The sequence below is a fragment of the Variovorax sp. VNK109 genome, assembly GCF_049445855.1.
GTDB lineage: Bacteria > Pseudomonadota > Gammaproteobacteria > Burkholderiales > Burkholderiaceae_C > JAGOCV01.
The window spans coordinates 484,990-503,438 of record NZ_JBMSDV010000003.1; the positions used below are offsets into that span (position 1 = coordinate 484,990).

Sequence of the window (18,449 nt, forward strand, 5' to 3'; positions counted from 1 at the left end):
ATTCGTGGGGCGAAAATGCGAGCCACGGCCGGGTAGTAGCGCCTTGCAAAAGGCCGGATTCTCAGCTTCCACAACGTCCCCAGTACTTCATCTCTAGGAGATCTCTTCATGAAAAAACACCTGTTTGTCCTGACCGTTGCAGCCGTCGCAGCCGGTAGCGCATTTGCGCAGGCCAACGACACGCTGGCCAAGGTCAAGGCCTCGGGCAAGATCGTGATGGGCGTGCGCGAATCTTCGTCGCCCCTGTCCTATACGCTGGGCGATGGCAAGTTCACCGGCTACCACGTCGAACTGTGCGAACGCATCATCAAGGCCTTGGCCCCTGCCGCCAAGGTCGAATACACGCCCGTGACGTCGGCCAACCGCATCCCGCTGGTCCAGAACGGCACCGTGGACATCGAATGCGGCTCCACCACCAACAACACCGCACGCCAGAAGGACGTGTCCTTCGCCGTGACGACGTACGTCACCGAAGTGCGCACCGCCGTCAAGAAGTCGTCGGGCATCAACTCCATCGCCCAGTTGAACGGCAAGAGCGTCGCCACCACCACCGGCACGACCTCCGTGGCCCTGCTGCGCAAGCACGAGCGTGGCGCCGGCGTGAACTTCAACGAGGTGTATGGCAAGGACCACGCCGACAGCTTCCTGCTGCTCGAGTCCGGCCGCGCTGACGCGTTCGTGATGGACGACAACATCCTGGCCGGCCTGATCGCTTCGTCGAAGTCGCCCGCTGATTACGCCATCGTCGGCGAAACCCTGAACGTCGAGCCGATCGCCATCATGATCCGCAAGGACGATCCGGCCTTCAAGAAGGCCGTGGACGACTACATCAAGGCCCAGATGAAGAGCGGTGACCTCGACAAGCTGTACGCCAAGTGGTTCCAGGCGCCCATCCCGCCGAAGAACACGAGTGTGAACCTGGCCATGGGCGGCATCCTGAAAGACCTGGTCAAGAACCCGTCCGACAAGCCCGCTGAAGACTACAACAAGAAGTAATCACGGCTCCCTAGATGGCGCCCGCCCGGTTCACGCCTGGCGGGCGTTTGCATAACAACATGGAGAAGAAATGAATCTGGAGTGGCAGGTCTTCTGTCTGGACACCATCGACAAGGAGCCCGTCAAGGGCTGTCTGGCCTTCGGTGACAACCAGACCTATCTGGGGTGGCTGATCGAAGCCTGGGGCCAGACGCTCATGGTCGCGGTGCTCTCGCTCATCGTCGCGCTGATCATCGGCTCGATCATCGGCATCCTGCGTACCCTGCCGAACAGCCCGTGGCTCGTGCGCCTGGGCAATGCGTGGGTCGAGTTCTTCCGCAACATCCCGCTGCTGGTCCAGATCTTCCTCTGGTACCACGTCGTTCCCGTCGTTTTCCCCGCATTCGCCGGCATGCCCAAGCTGGCGCTGGTGGTGTTCGGCCTGGGTTTCTTCACGTCGGCGCGTATCGCCGAGCAGGTGCGTGCCGGTGTGCAGGCCTTGCCGCGCGGCCAGCGTTACGCAGCCATGGCGGTCGGATTCACCACGTGGCAAACGTATCGCCACGTGCTGCTGCCCATGGCCTACCGCATCATCATTCCCCCGCTCACCAGCGAGAGCATGAACATCTTCAAGAACTCGTCGGTGGCGTTCGCCGTGTCCATCACCGAACTGACGTTCTTTGCGCAACAGGCCGGCGAAGAGACGTCGCGCGGCATCGAGATCTACATGGGCGTGACCCTGCTGTACATCATCTCGGCCTTCACCATCAACCGCATCATGGCCTTCATCGAGAAGAGGGTGCGCGTACCGGGCTTCGTGGCCTCAACCGGCGGCGGAGGACACTGACATGCTCGGACTCGACTTTTCCTTCTTCACCTGGGAAGTGTTCCGCGGCTACGTGCTGGGCGGGCTCTATTTCAGCCTGGGCCTCACGGCCGTCGCCACGCTGGGCGGCATCTTCTTCGGCACGCTGCTGGCGCTGATGCGCCTGTCGGGCAGCAAGGTGCTCGAAGTGCCGGCCACCATCTACGTCAACGGCATGCGTTCCATCCCGCTGCTGATGGTGCTGCTGTGGTTCTTCCTGCTGGTGCCGATGATCATCGGCCGGCCCATCGGCGCCGAATGGTCGGCGGTGATCACGTTCATCGCCTTCGAAGCGGCGTACTTCAGCGAGATCATGCGCGCGGGCATCCAGTCCATCCCGCGCGGCCAGGTCTTCGCGGGCCAGGCGCTGGGCATGAGCTACGGGCAGAACATGAAGCTCGTCATCCTGCCGCAGGCCTTCCGCAACATGCTGCCGATTTTGCTGACGCAGACCATCATCCTGTTCCAGGACACGTCGCTGGTCTACATCATCACCGCGCACGACATGCTGCACGGCTTCTCGACCGCGGGCGCGAACCTGAGCCATCCGCGTGAGGCGTACATCCTGGCGGCCGTCTTCTATTTCGTGATCTGCTTCGCGCTGTCGTATCTGGTGAAGATGCTGCAGAAGAAGATTGCGATCATCCGCTGAACGACGCGCGCAATCGCATCGAATGAATCGAATCCGGAGAACCGAAAATGATTGAAATCAAGAACGTTTCCAAATGGTATGGCCCGGTGCAGGTGCTCAACGACTGTTCGGTGAGCATCAACAAGGGTGACGTGGTGGTGGTGTGCGGCCCGTCGGGCTCGGGCAAGTCCACGTTGATCAAGACCGTGAACGCGCTCGAACCCTTCCAGAAGGGCGAGATCTTCGTGGACAACGTGCCGCTGCACGACCCGAAGACCAACCTGCCCAAGCTGCGTTCACGTGTGGGCATGGTGTTCCAGCACTTCGAGTTGTTTCCGCACCTCTCGGTGACCGAGAACCTGACCATCGCGCAGATCAAGGTGCTCGGCCGCAGTGCAGACGAAGCCAAGACGCGCGGCCTCAAGATGCTCGACCGCGTGGGTCTGATGGCGCACAAGGACAAGTTCCCCGGCCAGCTGTCGGGCGGTCAGCAACAGCGTGTGGCCATCGCCCGCGCGCTGTCGATGGACCCGATCGTCATGCTGTTCGATGAGCCGACCTCCGCGCTCGACCCCGAGATGGTCGGCGAAGTGCTCGATGTGATGGTGACGCTCGCGAAGGAAGGCATGACCATGATGGTGGTCACGCACGAAATGGGCTTCGCGCGCAAGGTGGCCAGCCGCGTGATCTTCATCGACGTCGGTGGCCGGATCCTGGAAGACTGCTCGAAGGACGAGTTCTTCGGCAACCCCGAAGCACGCCAGCCGCGTACCAAGGACTTCCTCAACAAGATCCTGGCGCATTGACACTGAGCCCACCCCCGAAGCGCCTGCGGCGCTTTCCCCTCAAGGGGGCGACACCGACGGCCCGGCAAAGCCGGTTCCTTTGGCGTTTGTGCTTTTTTCAGGCGGTGGCGTTCAGCGCCTCACCGATCGCATTGACGATGCTGTCGATGTCTTCGCGCTTCATCGCGAACGCCGGGGCGAACTGCAGCGTGTCGGCACCGTAGCGCACGTAGAAGCCCTTTTTCCACAGATGCATCGCCGCTTCGAACGGGCGTTTGGCGGGCTCACCCGGTACGGCAGCGAGCGTGATGCCGGCGGCCAGGCCGTAGTTGCGGATGTCGGTCACGTGCTTCGCGCCCTTGAGGCCGTGCACCGCGTTCTCGAAGTACGGCGCAAGTGCTTTGACCTGCGCGGGCGCATTTTCCTTTTCCAGCAGTTCCATCGTGGCAAGGCCGGCGGCACAGGCCACGGGGTGGGCCGAGTAGGTGTAGCCGTGCGCGAACTCGACCATGTAGTCGGGGCCGCCGTTCTGCAGAAAGGTGTTGTAGATGTCCGACGTGGCGACCACACCACCCATGGGCACCACGCCGTTGGTGATCTGCTTGGCGAAGTTGAGCAGGTCGGGCGTCACGCCGAAGGCTTCGGCGCCCGTCCACGCGCCTGAGCGTCCGAAACCGGTGATGACCTCGTCGAAGATCAGCAGGATGTTGTTCTGCGTGCAGATCTCGCGCAGCCGCTGCAGGTAGCCCACGGGCGGCACCACCACGCCGGCCGAGCCCGAAAAGGGCTCGACGATGACGGCTGCGATGTTCGACGCGTCATGCAGCGCGATCAGGTCGAGCAGGTGCTCGGCCAGATGCGCGCCGGTGGCGGGCTGGCCCTTGCTGAACTCGTTGCCCGGCAGCTGCGTGTGCGGCAGGTGGTCGGCCTCGACGCCCTGGCCGAAGACCTTGCGGTTGCCCACGATGCCACCGACGCTGATACCCCCGTAGTTCACGCCGTGGTAGCCCTTGGCGCGGCCGATGAAACGCGTCTTGCCGGCCTGGCCCTTCAGACGCCAGTAGGCGCGTGCGATCTTCATCGAGGTGTCGGCTGCTTCGGAGCCCGAGCCGGTGAAGAACACATGGTTCAGGCCTTCGGGCATGTGCGAGACGATCTTCTCCGCCAACTGGAACGAGCCCGGGTGGCCGAACTGGAAGCCCGGCGAATAGTCGAGCGTGGCCGCCTGCTTGCCGATGGCTTCGGCGATTTCCTTGCGTCCGTGCCCCAGGCCGCAGGTCCACAGTCCCGACAGGCCGTCCAGGATGCGGCGGCCCTGCGCGTCGATGTAATGCGTGCCCTCGGCACCCACGATGATGCGCGGGTCGGCCTTGAACTGGCGGTTGCCGGTGAAGGGCATCCAGTGGGCGTCGAGCTGCGCGGCGGTGAGGCCGGCGGTGGCCTTCAGGTCGGTCATGTCCATGGCGTCGTGTCCTTTTCTTTCCGTGATACGGCAGAGTGCAGCAGCAGATTCTGTCTTCCATTCCAGATTCATTAAACTGCAACATCACGCTATTCAGTTGCATAATAATGAAACATTCCCATCCGCCAGCCCTGCTCGGTCAGGTCGGCGACACCGACATCCGGCTCCTGCGTGTCTTTCGCTCGGTGGTCGATTGCGGCGGCATGGCGGCTGCCGAGCTCGAGCTCAATGTCGGCCGGTCCACCATCAGCCGGCACGTGAAGGATCTGGAGGAGCGGCTGGGCCTCGTGCTGTGCCGGCGTGGCCGAAGCGGTTTCCAGCTCACCGATGAAGGCCGCCGGGTGTATGAGGACACGCTGCGCCTCATGGAGTCGCTGGACGCGTTCCGCGCCAACGTCGGGCAGATGCATGGCGAACTGGCGGGCACGCTGCAGATCGGCCTGTTCGACAAGATGGTGACCAATCCCGTGTCGCGCGTGGACCGGGCAATCCGCGCGTTCACGCAGGCGGCGCCGCAGGTGACGCTGTCCATCACCGTGGGTGCGCTCAACACGATCGAGCCGGCCATCATGGACGGCCAGATGCAGGTGGCGATCGTGCCCGACCACCGGCGCTCGCAGAGCCTGGACTACCTGCCGCTGTTCGACGAGCAGATGCGGCTCTACATGGGCAGCGAGCATCCGCTTTTCGGCCGCAGGCGCGGTGCGCAGATACCGGCAGACGATATCCGCGCCTGCGCGTTCGCCGGCCTCGCGTTCCATTCGCCCAACATGGAGGCGACGCGGCGCCTGGGCCTGAAGCGTACCGCCACGGCCACCGACCAGGAAGCGATCGCATTGCTGATCCTCTCCGGCAGTCATCTGGGTTTCCTGCCCGAGCACTACGCGGCGCAGTTCGTCGAACAAGGGCTCATGAGGCCGGCGAACGCGGCGGGCATGCGCTATGACGTGCAGTTCGTCGCCATCACGCGCCGTGCGGCCACGCCGTCGCGGCTCACGCAGGCTTTCGTCGAGGCGCTGCGCGCAGCGCACAGCGGCTGACGGCACCGGCGCGGCATGCTTCATGCTCACCCGCCTGCCATGGACATGAACCTCCATCTCCTCGCCGTGAATTCACCGCAACCGGCCGCCCCGGCCGTGCCAGTGCTGCCGGTCTTGCCGCTCGATGCACAAGCCTTCGCGCCGTATGGACGCGTGATCGAAGTGCCGGCGGCCACGACGGGCAGGCCGATCAACAACGGCACGTCGCAGCGTTTCGATCTCGTGGGCGACATGCAGCTCGAGGCGCAGGGCGGCAAGCCCATGCTGGCGATCTTCCGCGCGCAGGCGCGGCGCTTTCCGCACACAGTGACGGAAATGGAGCGTCACCGGCACGGCAGCCAGAGCTTCATCCCGCTCGGGGAGCGTCGCTTCATCGTGGTGGTGGCGCGTGCCGGCGACGCACCCGGAGCCGGTGAACTCGCGGCCTTCCTCAGCAATGGCCACCAGGGCGTGATGCTCGCGCCCGGCACATGGCACCATGCGCTGCTCGCCGTCGATGCGGGCGACTTCGCGGTGATCGAGCGGGCCGGCAGCGCCGCAGAGGTCGATTGCGATGTGTGCAACCTCGCGACATCCGTCGCCGTGTTGCCGCCAGCTTAGGTCACGACAGGCCGATGCGCTGGGCGAGCGCGATCAGCGAGCGGTCCGAGCCTGCGGGACCGAGCAGCGAGATGCCCAGCGGTGCCGCCGCGCGCGAGGCCAGCGGCAGCGAGATCTGCGGAAAGCCCGACAGGCCGGCGATGCACAGCATCTGGATTGCGCGGTTGCGGTAGTCCTCCAGCGCCGACTCGGACTCGCTGCGCAGCGGCGCAATGTCGGGCATGGTCGGCATCACGAGCACGCCGTCGTTGCCGAGCAGGCTCGTGAGGTGTGCGCGGAAGCGCTCGCGGAATGCATAGCCCTGCGCGCCCTGCGCGTCCGTCACCTGGCGCGACCATTCGAAGCGCTCCTTCACGCCCGGGCCGAGCGGTGGCGCGAAGCGTTCGATCAACGGGCCGTCGGTGATCCACGACTCGCGTGCCTGCACATAACGGAAATTCCAGTACATGTCGTCGAACGAATCGAGCGCCGCCGTGACTTCGGTGGACGAACCCGTCACGTCTTCGATGCGCGCGAGCACCGCAAGCAGCGCTTCGGCGGCTTCAGGCACGGCAAGCGACCACACATCGGTGGGCTTGAGCAGGCGCGGGCGATCGGGCAGCGGATTGCTGTCGGCGCCCAGCAGGATGAAGCCGACGCGCGCGAAGGTGCCGACGTCGCGCGCGAACCAGCCGCAGGTGTCCAGGCTGGGCGCGAGGTCGAGCACGCCGTCGAGGCTGATGCGTCCGTGCGTCGGGCGGATGCCGTACAGCCCGCAGTGGTTGGCCGGTGCGCGCACCGAACCGCCCGTGTCGCTGCCGAGCGCGAAATCGCACAGGCGGCTGGACACCGCCGAAGCCGAACCCGAAGAGGAGCCGCCCGCGATGCGGTCGGGCGCGGCGCCGTTGACCGGCGCGCCGAAATGCGCGTTGTTGCCGTTCATCGAGAACGCGAGTTCGTCGGTCACCGTCTTGCCGGCGAAGCGCGCGCCGGCGTCGAGCAACTTCTGGACGGCAGGCGCGGTGGTGGTCTTGATGCCCGACATCGCGAGGATGAACGGACTGCCGCCGCCAGTGGGATAACCGGCGACGTCGAACAGATCCTTCACGCCGAATGACAGGCCGCTCAGCGGACCGGTGGAGGCATTGGCGACGGGCGCATCGGGATACGGGACGAAGGCGTGGGCGGGGTCGTACAGGGGCATTGCGGAAATCGACGGAAGGAGCGCGGTGGTGTGGCGTCAGGCGGCGACGGCGTCGCGGGCGTGGGTGGTGGTCGGGGGCGCGAGCGCTGCCGCGTCATCGGTGCGGATGCAGCGCGCGCGATGGCCGGGTTCGAACTCGGCGACTGTGGGCTGGGCTGCGCGGCACGCATCTGTGGCCAACGGACAGCGTGCGGCGAACGAACAGCCCGGCGGCAGTGCGGCGAGATCGGGTGGCGAGCCGGGAATGGTTTCCAGCGGCGTGCCGCGCGACATCGAGCCGTGCGCGCGGCTCTTGAGCAGTGCGATGGTGTAGGGGTGGCGCGGGTTGCGGATGAGTTCGCGCACGGTGCCCTCCTCGACGATGCGGCCCGCGTACATCACGGCGATGCGGTCGGCCACTTCGACGGCCGCGCCGATGTCGTGCGTGACGAAGATCGACGCAAGGCCGAGGTCGCGCTGCAGCTCGCGCAGCAAAAGCAGGATCTGGATCTGCACCGTGGCGTCGAGCGCGGTGGTGGGCTCGTCGGCCAGAAGCAGTTGCGGGCGGCAGGCGAGGGCGAGCGCGATCATGGCGCGCTGGCGCATGCCGCCGGACATTTCATGCGGGTACGCGGCCAGGCGACGTTCGGGGCTCGGAATGCGCACGCGCTCGAACAGTTCCAGCGCGCGCTGATGGGCTGCGGCCTTGTCCAGTTTCTCGTGGCGCTGGACGGACTCGACGATCTGCGCGCCGACGGTATAGACGGGGTCGAGTGCCAGCAGCGGTTCCTGGAAGATCATCGAGGCGACCTTGCCGCGGAAATCGGCGAGCTCGCGGCCCGACATGGCCAGCACGTTGCGGCCGGCGACCGTGACTTCACCGCCGATGCGCGTGCGGCGTTCCGGGTGCAGGCGCAGCAGCGTGCGCATGGTCACGCTCTTGCCGGAACCCGATTCGCCGATCAGGGCGACAGTCTCGCCGCGTTGCACGTCCAGGCTCACGCCGCTCACGGCCTGCACCGGCTTGCGACCACCGGTGAAGACCACGGACAGGTCGCGCAGGCGCACCATCGGTTCGCCGGATTGCAGGTTGGTGTCTGTCGTCATCGTTCGTACCTCATGCAGCCCGGGCCAGCGCCTGCGGGTGACCGCTGCCGGCTTCGTGGATGAGACAGCTCGCGCGGTGCAACGGCGCGACGGGAATCAGAGACGGTGCGCGTTCGCTGCACACCGGCGCAGCCGCGGGGCAGCGCGGATGGAAGCGACAGCCGGAGGGTGGGTTGATCGGGTTGGGCGGGTCGCCTGCCAGCGGCGCGGACTCCGTGCGGTTGTCCGGATCCATCGATGGCATCGACGTGAGCAGCGCGCGCGTGTAGGGGTGTGCCGGCGTTTCGTACAGCGTGTCGGCCGGGCCGAGTTCGGCCACCTGGCCGAGGTACATCACCATCACGCGGTCGCTGATGTAGCGCACCACATGCAGGTCGTGGCTGATGAAGACGTAGGTCAGGCCGAACTCCGCCTTCAACTGCGTGAGCAGGTTGATCACCTGCGCCTCGACGGACTTGTCGAGGGCGGACACGGCTTCGTCGAGGATGACCATGCGCGGCTGCAGCGCCAGCGCACGCGCGACGTTCACGCGCTGGCGCTGGCCGCCAGAGAGCTCGTGCGGATAGCGCTCGGCAAAGCGAGAGGGCTCCAGCCCCACGCGCGCCAGCAGGTCACGCGCGCGCGCGACAGATTCCTTGCGGCTCACGCCGTGCACCATCGGGCCGAACGACACCGAGTCCTCGATGGTCAGGCGCGGGTTGAGCGATGCATAGCTGTCCTGGAACACCATTTGCACCTGGCGGCGGAATTCCTTGAGCGGCAGGTCGCGGGTGCCGACCGAACGGCCGTCGAACACCACTTCACCGGCCGTCGGGTTGATCAGTTGCATCAGCAGGCGCGCGGTGGTCGATTTGCCGCAGCCCGATTCGCCGACGACGCCGAGCGTCTCGCCCTTGAGCACTTCGAAGTCCACGCCGTCGACGGCGCGCACCACGCCACCGCCACGACCCATCATGTCCTTCTTGAGCGGGAAGAGTTTCTGCAAGCCTTTGATGGTGAGCAGGGGCTGCGCCGGTCCGCCGATGTCCGGGTTGGTTGCAGTCATGGCATCAGCCCTTGTTGTCCATTGCCGAACGCAGGCCGTCCGACAGCAGGTTGAACGAGATCGAGGTGATGAAGATCATCAGGCCCGGCAGTGCGGCCACCAGCGGCTGCGAATAGATGGCGGTGCGCAGCGTGTTGAGCATCAAACCCCACTCCGGCTCCGGCGGCTTCACGCCGAGGCCCAGGAACGACAGGCCGGATGCCAGGATCATCGACACCGCCACGAGGCTGGTGGCGTAGACGAAGATCGGGCCGAGCACATTGCCCAGCACATGCACGCGCACGATGGTGAACGCATTGGCGCCCGACGCGCGCGCGGCTTCGACATAGTCGCGCCCGCGCACCTGCGTGGTCACGCTCTCGGCCACCCGCGCGATCTGCGGGATGAAGACGATAGTGAGCGAGATGAGCGAATTGACGATGCCCGCGCCCAGCGTGCCCGACAAAGCGATGGCCAGCAGCACCGACGGGAACGCGTAGAACACGTCGATGGTGCGCATGATCATCGTGTTGGTCAGCCCGCCCGCATAGCCCGCGACGATGCCGATGGCCGCACCGATGGCGAACGCGCAGATGACGGGTGTGATGCCCATGAACAGCGAAAGCCGTGTGCCCACGATCAGGCGGGACAGCATGTCGCGGCCCAGCTCGTCGCTGCCCAGAGGCAGGCCGTCGGTGCCGATGGGACGCAGCCGCTTCATCATCGACGACTGGTAGGGGTCGGCCGGCGAGAGCCACGGACCGAAGATGGCGATGAGCACCAGCAGCAGCACGAGAAAAGCCGCGAACATGGCGACCGGGTCGCGCGTGAAGCGCATGACCACCGAGGTCCAGTAGCCGCGCGATCGTTGCGCCGGCAGGGGCTGCACGTCGGGCATGGGGGAGGGGGAGAGGACGGCGCTCATCAGCTTCTCGCAATGCGCGGGTCGAGCAGCGTCTGCAGCACGTCGACCAGCAGGTTGAGAAGAACGAAGAACAGCGCCAGCACGAGGATCGTGCCCTGCAGCAGCGGCAGGTCGCGCTGGAAGATGGCCGAGTTCAGCAGGAAGCCGGTGCCTGGCCAGGAGAACACGGTTTCGATGAGGATGGAACCGCCGAGCAGGTAGCCCAGTTGCAGGCCCATGACGGCGAGCGCGGTGGGCGCGGCGTTCTTCACGACGTGGCAGAACACGCCGAACTGCGTGAGCCCCTTGGCCTTGAGGCCGATGATGAATTCCTGGTCGAGCAGCTCGGCGACCAGCGCGCGCACCGTGCGCGCGATGATGCCCATGGGAATCACCGACATGGTGAGCGCGGGCAGGATCATGAACTGCACATGTTCCCAGTCCCACTTCCACTGGTCGGACCCACCGGGGCCGGCGCCCGTGGCGGGCAGCCACATCAGCAGCGAGGAGAACACGATGACCATGACCATGCCCAGCCAGTAGTGCGGGACGCTCACGCCCAGCACCGACAGCAGCGAGGCGGCACGGTCCAGGATCGAGTTGCGGAAGTAGCCGGCGACGAAGCCGAAGAAGCTGCCGAGGATGAAGCCGATGAACGTGGCGATCACCGCGAGGCGCAGCGTGTTGCCCACGGCCTTGAACACTTCGGCCGCGACAGGGCGGCTGCTGGCGATCGACGTGCCCAGGTCACCCTGCAGCGCACGCCAGATCCACAACCCGAACTGCTCGGGCAGCGAGCGGTTGAATCCGTAGAGTTCACGCAACTGCGCCTGCAGGTCCGCGGAAGCGTCGGGCGGGAGGATCGAGACGAGCGGGTCACCGGGTGCCAGGTGCACAAGCGCGAAGCACACGAGTGCCACGCCCAGCATGATCGGCAGCGTGTAGACGAAGCGGCGCAACAGGTAGGCAAGCATGGGGTTTGGCTGGCGGGTTGCTGGCTATGAGAGGAGCCCGTGGGGCCGCAAGCAATGCGGCCCCACGGTGGGTGACGCGAAACGTCAGTCCATCGTCATCGTGGCGATGTCGATGAACCAGCTGCGCGGCTGCACCACGTTTTTCACCTTGGCCGACATGGCGCGCGGGCCGACGTCGTGTGCGATGAAGACGAACGGCGCGTCTTCCACCACGTGGGCGTGCAGCTTGGCGAGCGCGGCGTCACGTGCCTTGTCGTCGAAGGCGGTGCGTGCATCGGCCACCAGCTTGTCGACTTCGGCGTTGCCGTAGTAGCCCCAGTTGTTCGACACCGGCGGGAAGGTCTTGGTCGACACGAAGCGCACCATCGCGAAGAACGGGTCCATGGCGGCGAAGCTCACGTTGGTGGCGTTGGCGCCGTTGGCCGACGGATCCTTGGTGCCCTTGCGCCAGTTGGTGAACAGCGTGTTCCATTCGATCACGTCGAACTCGACGTCGAAGAAGCACTGCTTCAGCGACTGCTGCACGAACTCGTTCATGGGCAGCGGCTGCATCTGGCCTGAGCCGGATGCAGAGATCTGCACCTTGACCTTGAGCGGTTTGGCGGCGGTGTGGCCGGCAGCCGTCATGAGGGCCTGCGCGGCCTTCACGTCGTACTTGATGTCGAACTTGGGGTTGCCCCACCACGGATGTCCCGGTGCGACCACGCCCTTGGGCTCGGCCATCATGCCGCCCAGCAGCTGCTTGAGGGCGGCGCGGTCCACGCAGAGGTTGGCGGCCTGGCGCACGCGCTTGTCGAGCCAGGGCGAGCCGTCGGCGAACGACAGCTGCCACGGCCACACGTGCGGCTGGGCGTTGCTGTAGAGCTTGAAGCCGCGTTGGGTGATCTGTGCCATCGCGTCAGGGGCAGGGGCTTCGATCCAGTCGACCTGACCGCCGAGCAGCGCGGCCGTGCGGGCGTTGGCTTCGGGCATGGGCATCAGCACGACCTTGTCGATCTTGGGCACGCGCTTGGCGTCCCAGTAGGTCTTGTTGGCGGCGAGTTCGAGGCGTTCACGGGCGACGAAGCGCGTCACCTTGAACGGGCCCGAGCCCGACGGGTCGGATGCGAAAGCGGTCCATGCAGCCTTGGACTTGTCGGCCGGCGTGGCGCCTGCAGCGGCATCGAACTTCTTCTGCCATGCGGCGGGCGAAGCCATGAACAGGTTGGTGAGGTTGATGGGCAGGAACGAGTCCGGCTCGCTGGTCGTCAGCTCGACGGTGAGGTCGTCGATCTTCTTCGCGGTGCGCAGCGTCGGCATGCGCGAGGCCGTCACGCCGACCTGGCTGGCATCGAACTGCACGGCATCCTTGTTGAGCACCTTGTCGACGTTCCACACCACGGCGTCGGCGTTGAGCGCCGAGCCGTCATGGAACTTGACGCCGGGGCGAAGCTTGAAGACCCACTTGGTCTTGTCCTTGGCATCCACGGCCCACGAGGTGGCGAGGCCGGGGATCAGCACGCTGGCCGAGTCGGACTTGGACAGGTCCCAGTGCGTCAGCGCGTCGTAGATGGGAATGCCGGTGAAGCGGTTGCCTTCGAAGCCCTGGTCAGGCTGGCCCAGCGTACGGGGAATGTCGGCAGCGGTCATGGCGATGCGCAGTGTCTTTTCCTGCGCATGGGCGGGTGCGAAGACGCCGGCGATGGCGAGGGCGATGGCACTGGCCGCAGTGGCCTTTTTCAACGTAAGGGGGCGGACGATGGCACGATTCACGGCAGCTCCTGAGGTGGTTGTAGAAATGAAAAGCCCGGGTGCCAGCCTCTAGCAAGCGGTATGCCATATCAGCCACTTGATATCGATAAGCGATTCAATAAAATTAATTTGCGAGTAAATTGATAATTTATGCTGCTAAACAAATCGATAATCGATTCGATAGGGTGTTCAATCGATTTGTTCTGAATGTTTGAGCCCGGAAATTGCTTGGCAGCGCCATCCGAGGTAACCCCATGAAACCCGAAGCCGCTTCCTCCCTTCTTCCGAGCATCGACGGTGCGCGCCTTTGGGCGTCGCTGATGGATCTGGCTCAAATTGGTGCGACGCCCAAAGGTGGTGTCTGCCGCATCGCCCTGACCGACGGCGACCGCGCAGGCCGTGACCAGTTTGTCGCCTGGTGCAAGGCCGCAGGCCTTGCCGTGCGCATCGACGAAGTCGGCAACATCTTTGCGCGCCGTGATGGCACCGACCCCGCCGCGCGCGCGGTGGCCACCGGCAGTCATATAGATACACAGCCCACAGGCGGCAAGTTCGACGGCAATTTCGGCGTGCTGGCCGGACTGGAGGTGATGCGCACACTCAACGACCAGGGCATCCGCACGCGCGCGCCGCTGGAGGTCGTGGTGTGGACCAACGAGGAAGGTTCGCGCTTCACGCCTGTGATGATGGGCTCGGGCGCCTTTGCCGGTGTGTTCGCGCCGGACTTCATCCGCAGCCAGAAGGATGTGGGCGGCGCGACCGTCGGGGATGAGCTGGCGCGCATCCAGTACCGGGGTGAGCAGGCCTGCGGCGATGTGCCCGGCGGCATGTACGCGGGCTACTTCGAGGCGCACATCGAACAGGGCCCGGTGCTCGAGGATGCGCAACTGCCCATCGGTATCGTCAGCGGTGCCCTGGGCCAGCAGTGGTACGACGTGACCGTGACCGGCATGGACGCACACGCCGGACCGACGCCGATGCCGCTGCGCCACGACGCCATGCTGGCCTCGGCCCGCATGATCGATGAGGTCAACCGCATTGCGCTTGCCGAAGCGCCGCACGGCCGCGGCACGGTGGGTTATGTGAACGTCAAGCCCAACTCACGCAACGTGATTCCCGGCGCAGTGTCGTTCAGCGTCGACTTCCGCAACGCGGCGCAGGACGGGCTCGACCGCATGGACGCGGCGATGCGCGCGTCTTTCCCCGCGATCGCCGCGGGCTGCAAGTGCGACGTGGAGATCAAACAGGTGGTCAAGTTCGAACCCTGCGCCTTCGACGCCGCATGCGTGAGCAGCGTGCGCCAGGCGGCGCAGGAGCTGGGCCTTGCGCACATGGATGTCGTCAGCGGCGCAGGCCACGACGCGGTGTATGTCGCGCAGGTCGCGCCGGCCGGCATGATCTTCGTGCCCTGCAAGAACGGCATCAGCCACAACGAGATAGAAGACGCGCTGCCCGAGCACATCACCGCAGGCGGCAACGTGTTGCTGCGCGCAATGCTGGCAATGGCCGGTGTGGAATCGCGGGGTTAGCTCGCGCCGTGCGCCGCCGTGCGCTTCAGTGCGCGAGCGAACTCGAGATCGCCCGTGCGCACTCGATCACCAGCGGCGCGAGCTTTTTCCTGGCCTCGTCCATTGTCCAGCGGCTCGTCGGTGGCGACAGGTGCACCGCACCCACCGCCTGCCCCGAGCGCGAGACGATCGGCGCGGCAATGCCCTGGTCGCCGAGGAACAGCTCTTCCTGGTTGTACGCGTAGCCCATGTGCCGGCACTCGGCAATGCGTTCCATGATGGCCGATACGCTGGTCAGGGTCGCATGCGTGCGCGCTTCGCGGTGCGAGGCTTCCAGGATCGCCTTCGCCTCGGCCGCCGGGAGGCGGCTCAGGTAAGCACGGCCCGAACTGGTGCAGTACATCGGGATGCGCATGCCCACGGGCGTCAGCACCGGGATGAATTTCGGCGTGAGCAGCTGCGCGACGTACACCATGTCGGTGCCCACCGGTTCGGTGACGTGCGCGGTTTCGCCGCTGGCATTCGCAAGCTGCGCCATGTACGGGTTGGCGGCCTGGATCAGCGGGTTGCCCGCGATGTAGTTGAAGCCCAGGCCGATGACCTTGGGCTGCAACTGGAAGCGCTTGGTCTGCGGGTGCTTGGCCACGTAGCCGAGCTTCTGCAGCGTGTGGATGGTGCGCTGGGCCGAGCCCTTGGTCATGCCGGCGAGTTCGGCCACGTCGGACAGGGTCAGGCTGCGATGCGCCGCGTCGAACGCCTGCAGCGCAGCCAGCCCTTTCTCGAGGGACTGGTTGAACAGCGGATCGGCGTCACGTGTCGCGGCGGCGGTGCTCTTGGTGTTGGATTTGCGGGTCGCCATAGTCGTCAATCACGGAATCGACTATCGATTCTAGGGAAACGGAAGCGGCTTTGCCGCATGTCACGAAAAAAGTCCCATCCAGCGACAGTGGGACAATCCGGCCTCATGACTTCCGACTTCCAGACGCTGACCCTCACCCGCCCCGACGACTGGCACCTGCACGTGCGCGACGGCGCGCCGATGGCCTCGGTCGTGCCCGCGAGCGCACGCCAGTTCGGTCGCGCACTGATCATGCCCAACCTGCGTCCGCCGGTTACCACCGCCGCGCTGGCCACGGCGTATCGCGAGCGGATCCTCGCCGCCGTGCCACAAGGCGTGAAGTTCGAACCGCTGATGTCGCTCTATCTCACCGACCTGTTGCCGCCCGAAGAGATCGCGAATGCGAAGGCGGCCGGCGTCGTCGCACTCAAGCTTTACCCGGCGGGCGCGACCACGAACAGCGATGCCGGCGTGACCGACATCCGCAAGACCTACAAGACGCTCGAAGCCATGCAGAAGCACGGCCTGCTGCTGCTGGTGCATGGCGAAGTGACGGATCCGTCCATCGACCTGTTCGACCGCGAAGCCGTGTTCATCGACCGCGTGATGATTCCGCTGCGCAAGGACTTCCCCGAGCTCAAGGTCGTCTTCGAACACCTGACGACGAAAGAGGGCGCGCACTATGTACGTGATGCGGGCAAGTACAGCGCTGCCACCATCACGGCGCATCACCTGCTCTACAACCGCAACGCCATCTTCACCGGCGGCATCCGCCCGCACTACTACTGCCTGCCCGTGCTCAAGCGCGAGACGCATCGCGTCGCGCTGGTCGAAGCCGCCACCAGCGGCAGCGACCGCTTCTTCCTCGGCACCGACAGCGCCCCGCACCCCGCGTTGCTGAAGGAGCATGCATTCGGCTGCGCCGGCTGCTACACCGCACTCACTGCCGTCGAGCTGTACGCCGAAGCCTTCGACAACGTCGGCAAGCTCGACAAACTCGAAGCCTTCGCCAGCTTCAACGGCCCGGACTTCTACGGCCTGCCGCGCAATACCGACAAGATCACCCTGCGCCGCGAAAGCTGGACCGTGCCGGAGACCGTGCCGTTCGGCGAAGCGGAACTCAAGCCGCTGCGCGGGGGTGAGCAGGTGCATTGGAAGCTGGTGGACTGAAGGCGGGATCTACTGTGTGAAAAGGGCGACCGCAGTTCCGTCGTCTGGAGTTGATGAGGGAGGTAGAAGTGCTTGCATTTGTCATAGATGCGGATAACTTGTGTGCTGCGGCCTCTGTGGAAGAGGCTTTTCGCCTATTGGAAGCCGAAGTTGGCCCTGTGGGTTGGCGGCGTGCATACGGCAGCGCCGAAAATCTGAGGCACCTGTCCGATGTACTCAAGTTGCACTTGGTACGGCCCTTCCTGAACATGTCCTTGTCAAAGAACACGACGGATGTTGCTTTGGCTGTCGATGTGATGGAGCTCTCATATCAATCTCCTTGCCCGGCGACCATCGCGATCGGGTCGGGTGACGCGGACTTTGTTCCGCTGGTCGTGCGTCTGCGCGAACGTGGTATTCGCGTGATCTGTGTATCCGAGCGAGGCAAGATGGCCGCTGAAGCAGTGGATGCCTACGATGACGTGATGTTCGTTGGCGAGGATGCGTCGCCCGATGCTGCTCTCGACGATTCGGCAACCTCGACTCCCGCGCCCGCGCCAAAGGCTGCCGTAAAAAAAGCTTCCGTAAAAGCGGCCCCTGCAAAAAAGGCAGCGACAAAGAAGGTGCCAGCCAAAAAGACGGCACCAGTGAAAAGCACGGCGGCAAGCGGCCAAGTGAAAGTACAGCAAATCCTGAGCGCCGTCCCTTCGCTGAAAGCTGGGAATGAGCACTCCCTCGGCGAGGTTGTCAAAGCCTTGCACGACCACAAGCTGCTTTCAAAGACCGGAAGCTCAACGAAGCTGTTCAGCAAGTTTCCTCACCACTTCGAACTGATGCCATCGAAGCAGCCGAATCGTGTCCGGTACATCTTGCCCCCAACGTGATGTGGATTTGTCGGCGTTGTTCAAGACATCGCAGTCTCCTGCCTGGCTGAGACCGTTTGCAGCAGGAGAGCAAATCGCTTCAGCATGGGCGTCGGATATCCCGCTGCATGTGGCATTGAACGATTCCCAGACGCGCGTTCGCTTTGTTTCCCAATCCTTGTTGCCGGCCGATGAGTCTTATGAGGGCTTCATCTATCGGACCGGAACTGTGCCTACCCGAGAAAACCTCCACGACTTTTTCAATGGCGTTGTCTGGCTCACGTCGCCACAGACCAAGAAATGCATCAACCTTCTGCAGGCGGGCGAGATCGAACGGCACGGTGTGGGCTCCGCGCGCGGGCCGCTTCGCGACGCGTTGACGCTCTTCGACGAGAACGGCGCGGTGCTGCATGCACCGCCGGCGCTATGGAACGCGCTCGAAGCGCGCGAATGGAAAAAGCTGTTCATCGACCTGCGTCCGCTCTGGGCCGAGGCGCGCTTCACCATCTTCGGGCACGCGTTGCTGGAGCAACTGGCCGTTTCGCCGCGCAAGCCGCTCACGGCGCATGTGTTGCTGTCGGATGCGCCGGCCGACGCTCCGGCAACGGACGCGTGGCTCGCCGAAAGACTTGCCGATGTCGACTGGCTGCGCACCAAACCTTTCACCCCGTTGCCGGTGCTGGGCATCCCCGGCTGGTGTCACGGAAACCAGAACTTTTCGTTCTATGATGACTCTTCAGTATTCCGCCCTCGCAGGGCGCCGGAAAAACAGGCACAACAGGCAAATTCTGCGGACGGCACGGCTTGATTCGGAGCGGATCGCTCCCATCT

The 18,449-nt window shown here is 64.9% G+C and carries 18 protein-coding genes; 10 read left to right on the forward strand and 8 right to left on the reverse strand.

Annotated elements, in window-relative coordinates; genetic code table 11:
• The first annotated feature begins 108 nt into the window (after nt 1–108).
• The 4 genes from ACO2Q9_RS13380 to ACO2Q9_RS13395 all read left to right on the forward strand — a co-directional run bounded on the left by ACO2Q9_RS13380 (nt 109) and on the right by ACO2Q9_RS13395 (nt 3,277).
• The gene (locus ACO2Q9_RS13380) at nt 109–996 is read left to right on the forward strand and encodes an amino acid ABC transporter substrate-binding protein (protein WP_423312152.1); all 888 of its coding nucleotides are present in this window, start codon (nt 109–111) and stop codon (nt 994–996) included.
• A gap of 70 nt (nt 997–1,066) precedes the next feature.
• Entirely contained in the window at nt 1,067–1,822 is a 756-nt protein-coding gene (locus tag ACO2Q9_RS13385) for an amino acid ABC transporter permease (protein ID WP_423312154.1), read from the forward strand.
• A gap of 1 nt (nt 1,823) precedes the next feature.
• Nucleotides 1,824–2,492, forward strand: a complete 669-nt coding sequence (locus tag ACO2Q9_RS13390; protein ID WP_423312156.1) for an amino acid ABC transporter permease — start codon at nt 1,824–1,826, stop codon at nt 2,490–2,492.
• A 47-nt stretch (nt 2,493–2,539) separates the two neighbouring features.
• On the forward strand, nt 2,540–3,277 hold the full coding sequence (locus ACO2Q9_RS13395) for an amino acid ABC transporter ATP-binding protein (RefSeq protein WP_423312158.1): 738 nt from the start codon (nt 2,540–2,542) through the stop codon (nt 3,275–3,277).
• A gap of 97 nt (nt 3,278–3,374) precedes the next feature.
• Here the strand turns inward: ACO2Q9_RS13395 and ACO2Q9_RS13400 are convergent, their stop codons facing one another.
• A complete protein-coding gene (locus tag ACO2Q9_RS13400) occupies nt 3,375–4,718 on the reverse strand; it encodes an aspartate aminotransferase family protein (RefSeq protein WP_423312160.1) in 1,344 nt (447 codons plus the stop codon).
• A gap of 107 nt (nt 4,719–4,825) precedes the next feature.
• Between ACO2Q9_RS13400 and ACO2Q9_RS13405 the strand changes: the two genes are divergently transcribed.
• Both ACO2Q9_RS13405 and ACO2Q9_RS13410 read left to right on the forward strand, forming a co-directional pair.
• Entirely contained in the window at nt 4,826–5,758 is a 933-nt protein-coding gene (locus ACO2Q9_RS13405; protein WP_423312164.1) for a LysR family transcriptional regulator, read from the forward strand.
• 45 nt (nt 5,759–5,803) lie between these two features.
• Nucleotides 5,804–6,358, forward strand: a complete 555-nt coding sequence (locus ACO2Q9_RS13410; protein ID WP_423312166.1) for an ureidoglycolate lyase — start codon at nt 5,804–5,806, stop codon at nt 6,356–6,358.
• Between the two features lies 1 nt (nt 6,359).
• On the opposite strand, the gene ACO2Q9_RS13415 is transcribed toward ACO2Q9_RS13410, so the two are convergent.
• From ACO2Q9_RS13415 to ACO2Q9_RS13440, 6 genes are all read right to left on the reverse strand, one after another.
• On the reverse strand, nt 6,360–7,541 hold the full coding sequence (locus ACO2Q9_RS13415) for an amidase (protein WP_423312168.1): 1,182 nt from the start codon (nt 7,539–7,541) through the stop codon (nt 6,360–6,362).
• 36 nt (nt 7,542–7,577) lie between these two features.
• Nucleotides 7,578–8,627 (reverse strand): ABC transporter ATP-binding protein, encoded by a 1,050-nt coding sequence (locus ACO2Q9_RS13420; protein WP_423312170.1) that lies wholly within the window; start codon nt 8,625–8,627, stop codon nt 7,578–7,580.
• Nucleotides 8,628–8,637: 10 nt separating this feature from the next.
• Nucleotides 8,638–9,672 carry an ABC transporter ATP-binding protein gene (locus ACO2Q9_RS13425; protein WP_423312172.1) on the reverse strand — a complete coding sequence of 345 codons (1,035 nt, stop codon included), beginning with the start codon at nt 9,670–9,672 and terminating at the stop codon, nt 8,638–8,640.
• 4 nt (nt 9,673–9,676) lie between these two features.
• Nucleotides 9,677–10,576: an ABC transporter permease gene (locus ACO2Q9_RS13430; protein WP_423312174.1), complete on the reverse strand. Its 900-nt coding sequence runs from the start codon at nt 10,574–10,576 to the stop codon at nt 9,677–9,679.
• Complete coding sequence (locus ACO2Q9_RS13435) at nt 10,576–11,529, reverse strand: ABC transporter permease (RefSeq protein ID WP_423312176.1); 954 nt, start codon at nt 11,527–11,529, stop codon at nt 10,576–10,578. Before ACO2Q9_RS13435 ends, ACO2Q9_RS13430 begins: the two co-directional genes overlap by 1 nt.
• 84 nt (nt 11,530–11,613) lie before the next feature.
• Nucleotides 11,614–13,158 (reverse strand): ABC transporter substrate-binding protein, encoded by a 1,545-nt coding sequence (locus ACO2Q9_RS13440; RefSeq protein WP_423312485.1) that lies wholly within the window; start codon nt 13,156–13,158, stop codon nt 11,614–11,616.
• A gap of 356 nt (nt 13,159–13,514) precedes the next feature.
• Here ACO2Q9_RS13440 and ACO2Q9_RS13445 point away from each other — a divergent pair, with 356 nt between their 5' ends.
• On the forward strand, nt 13,515–14,789 hold the full coding sequence (locus ACO2Q9_RS13445) for a Zn-dependent hydrolase (RefSeq protein WP_423312178.1): 1,275 nt from the start codon (nt 13,515–13,517) through the stop codon (nt 14,787–14,789).
• A 25-nt stretch (nt 14,790–14,814) separates the two neighbouring features.
• On the opposite strand, the gene ACO2Q9_RS13450 is transcribed toward ACO2Q9_RS13445, so the two are convergent.
• Complete coding sequence (locus ACO2Q9_RS13450) at nt 14,815–15,627, reverse strand: IclR family transcriptional regulator (protein ID WP_423312180.1); 813 nt, start codon at nt 15,625–15,627, stop codon at nt 14,815–14,817.
• A gap of 105 nt (nt 15,628–15,732) precedes the next feature.
• On the opposite strand from ACO2Q9_RS13450, the gene pyrC reads away from it, so the two are divergent.
• The 3 genes from pyrC to ACO2Q9_RS13465 all read left to right on the forward strand — a co-directional run bounded on the left by pyrC (nt 15,733) and on the right by ACO2Q9_RS13465 (nt 18,426).
• A complete protein-coding gene (pyrC, locus tag ACO2Q9_RS13455; RefSeq protein WP_423312183.1) occupies nt 15,733–16,776 on the forward strand; it encodes a dihydroorotase in 1,044 nt (347 codons plus the stop codon).
• Between the two features lie 68 nt (nt 16,777–16,844).
• Nucleotides 16,845–17,639, forward strand: coding sequence for an NYN domain-containing protein (locus tag ACO2Q9_RS13460; RefSeq protein ID WP_423312185.1), 795 nt, complete (start codon nt 16,845–16,847; stop codon nt 17,637–17,639).
• Between the two features lie 109 nt (nt 17,640–17,748).
• Nucleotides 17,749–18,426 (forward strand): DUF3025 domain-containing protein, encoded by a 678-nt coding sequence (locus ACO2Q9_RS13465; protein ID WP_423312486.1) that lies wholly within the window; start codon nt 17,749–17,751, stop codon nt 18,424–18,426.
• The last annotated feature ends 23 nt before the right edge of the window (nt 18,427–18,449 follow it).

Bases quoted from the DNA above. Each gene is read 5' to 3' on its own strand.
- ACO2Q9_RS13425 (WP_423312172.1), bottom strand. From the start codon at position 9,672: ATGACTGCAACCAACCCGGACATCGGCGGACCGGCGCAGCCCCTGCTC.
- ACO2Q9_RS13380 (WP_423312152.1), top strand. From the start codon at position 109: ATGAAAAAACACCTGTTTGTCCTGACCGTTGCAGCCGTCGCAGCCGGT.
- ACO2Q9_RS13385 (WP_423312154.1), top strand. From the start codon at position 1,067: ATGAATCTGGAGTGGCAGGTCTTCTGTCTGGACACCATCGACAAGGAG.
- ACO2Q9_RS13450 (WP_423312180.1), bottom strand. From the start codon at position 15,627: ATGGCGACCCGCAAATCCAACACCAAGAGCACCGCCGCCGCGACACGT.
- ACO2Q9_RS13430 (WP_423312174.1), bottom strand. From the start codon at position 10,576: ATGAGCGCCGTCCTCTCCCCCTCCCCCATGCCCGACGTGCAGCCCCTG.
- ACO2Q9_RS13415 (WP_423312168.1), bottom strand. From the start codon at position 7,541: ATGCCCCTGTACGACCCCGCCCACGCCTTCGTCCCGTATCCCGATGCG.
- ACO2Q9_RS13405 (WP_423312164.1), top strand. From the start codon at position 4,826: ATGAAACATTCCCATCCGCCAGCCCTGCTCGGTCAGGTCGGCGACACC.
- ACO2Q9_RS13435 (WP_423312176.1), bottom strand. From the start codon at position 11,529: ATGCTTGCCTACCTGTTGCGCCGCTTCGTCTACACGCTGCCGATCATG.
- ACO2Q9_RS13445 (WP_423312178.1), top strand. From the start codon at position 13,515: ATGAAACCCGAAGCCGCTTCCTCCCTTCTTCCGAGCATCGACGGTGCG.
- ACO2Q9_RS13410 (WP_423312166.1), top strand. From the start codon at position 5,804: ATGAACCTCCATCTCCTCGCCGTGAATTCACCGCAACCGGCCGCCCCG.
- ACO2Q9_RS13420 (WP_423312170.1), bottom strand. From the start codon at position 8,627: ATGACGACAGACACCAACCTGCAATCCGGCGAACCGATGGTGCGCCTG.
- pyrC (WP_423312183.1), top strand. From the start codon at position 15,733: ATGACTTCCGACTTCCAGACGCTGACCCTCACCCGCCCCGACGACTGG.
- ACO2Q9_RS13395 (WP_423312158.1), top strand. From the start codon at position 2,540: ATGATTGAAATCAAGAACGTTTCCAAATGGTATGGCCCGGTGCAGGTG.
- ACO2Q9_RS13390 (WP_423312156.1), top strand. From the start codon at position 1,824: ATGCTCGGACTCGACTTTTCCTTCTTCACCTGGGAAGTGTTCCGCGGC.
- ACO2Q9_RS13440 (WP_423312485.1), bottom strand. From the start codon at position 13,158: ATGACCGCTGCCGACATTCCCCGTACGCTGGGCCAGCCTGACCAGGGC.
- ACO2Q9_RS13400 (WP_423312160.1), bottom strand. From the start codon at position 4,718: ATGGACATGACCGACCTGAAGGCCACCGCCGGCCTCACCGCCGCGCAG.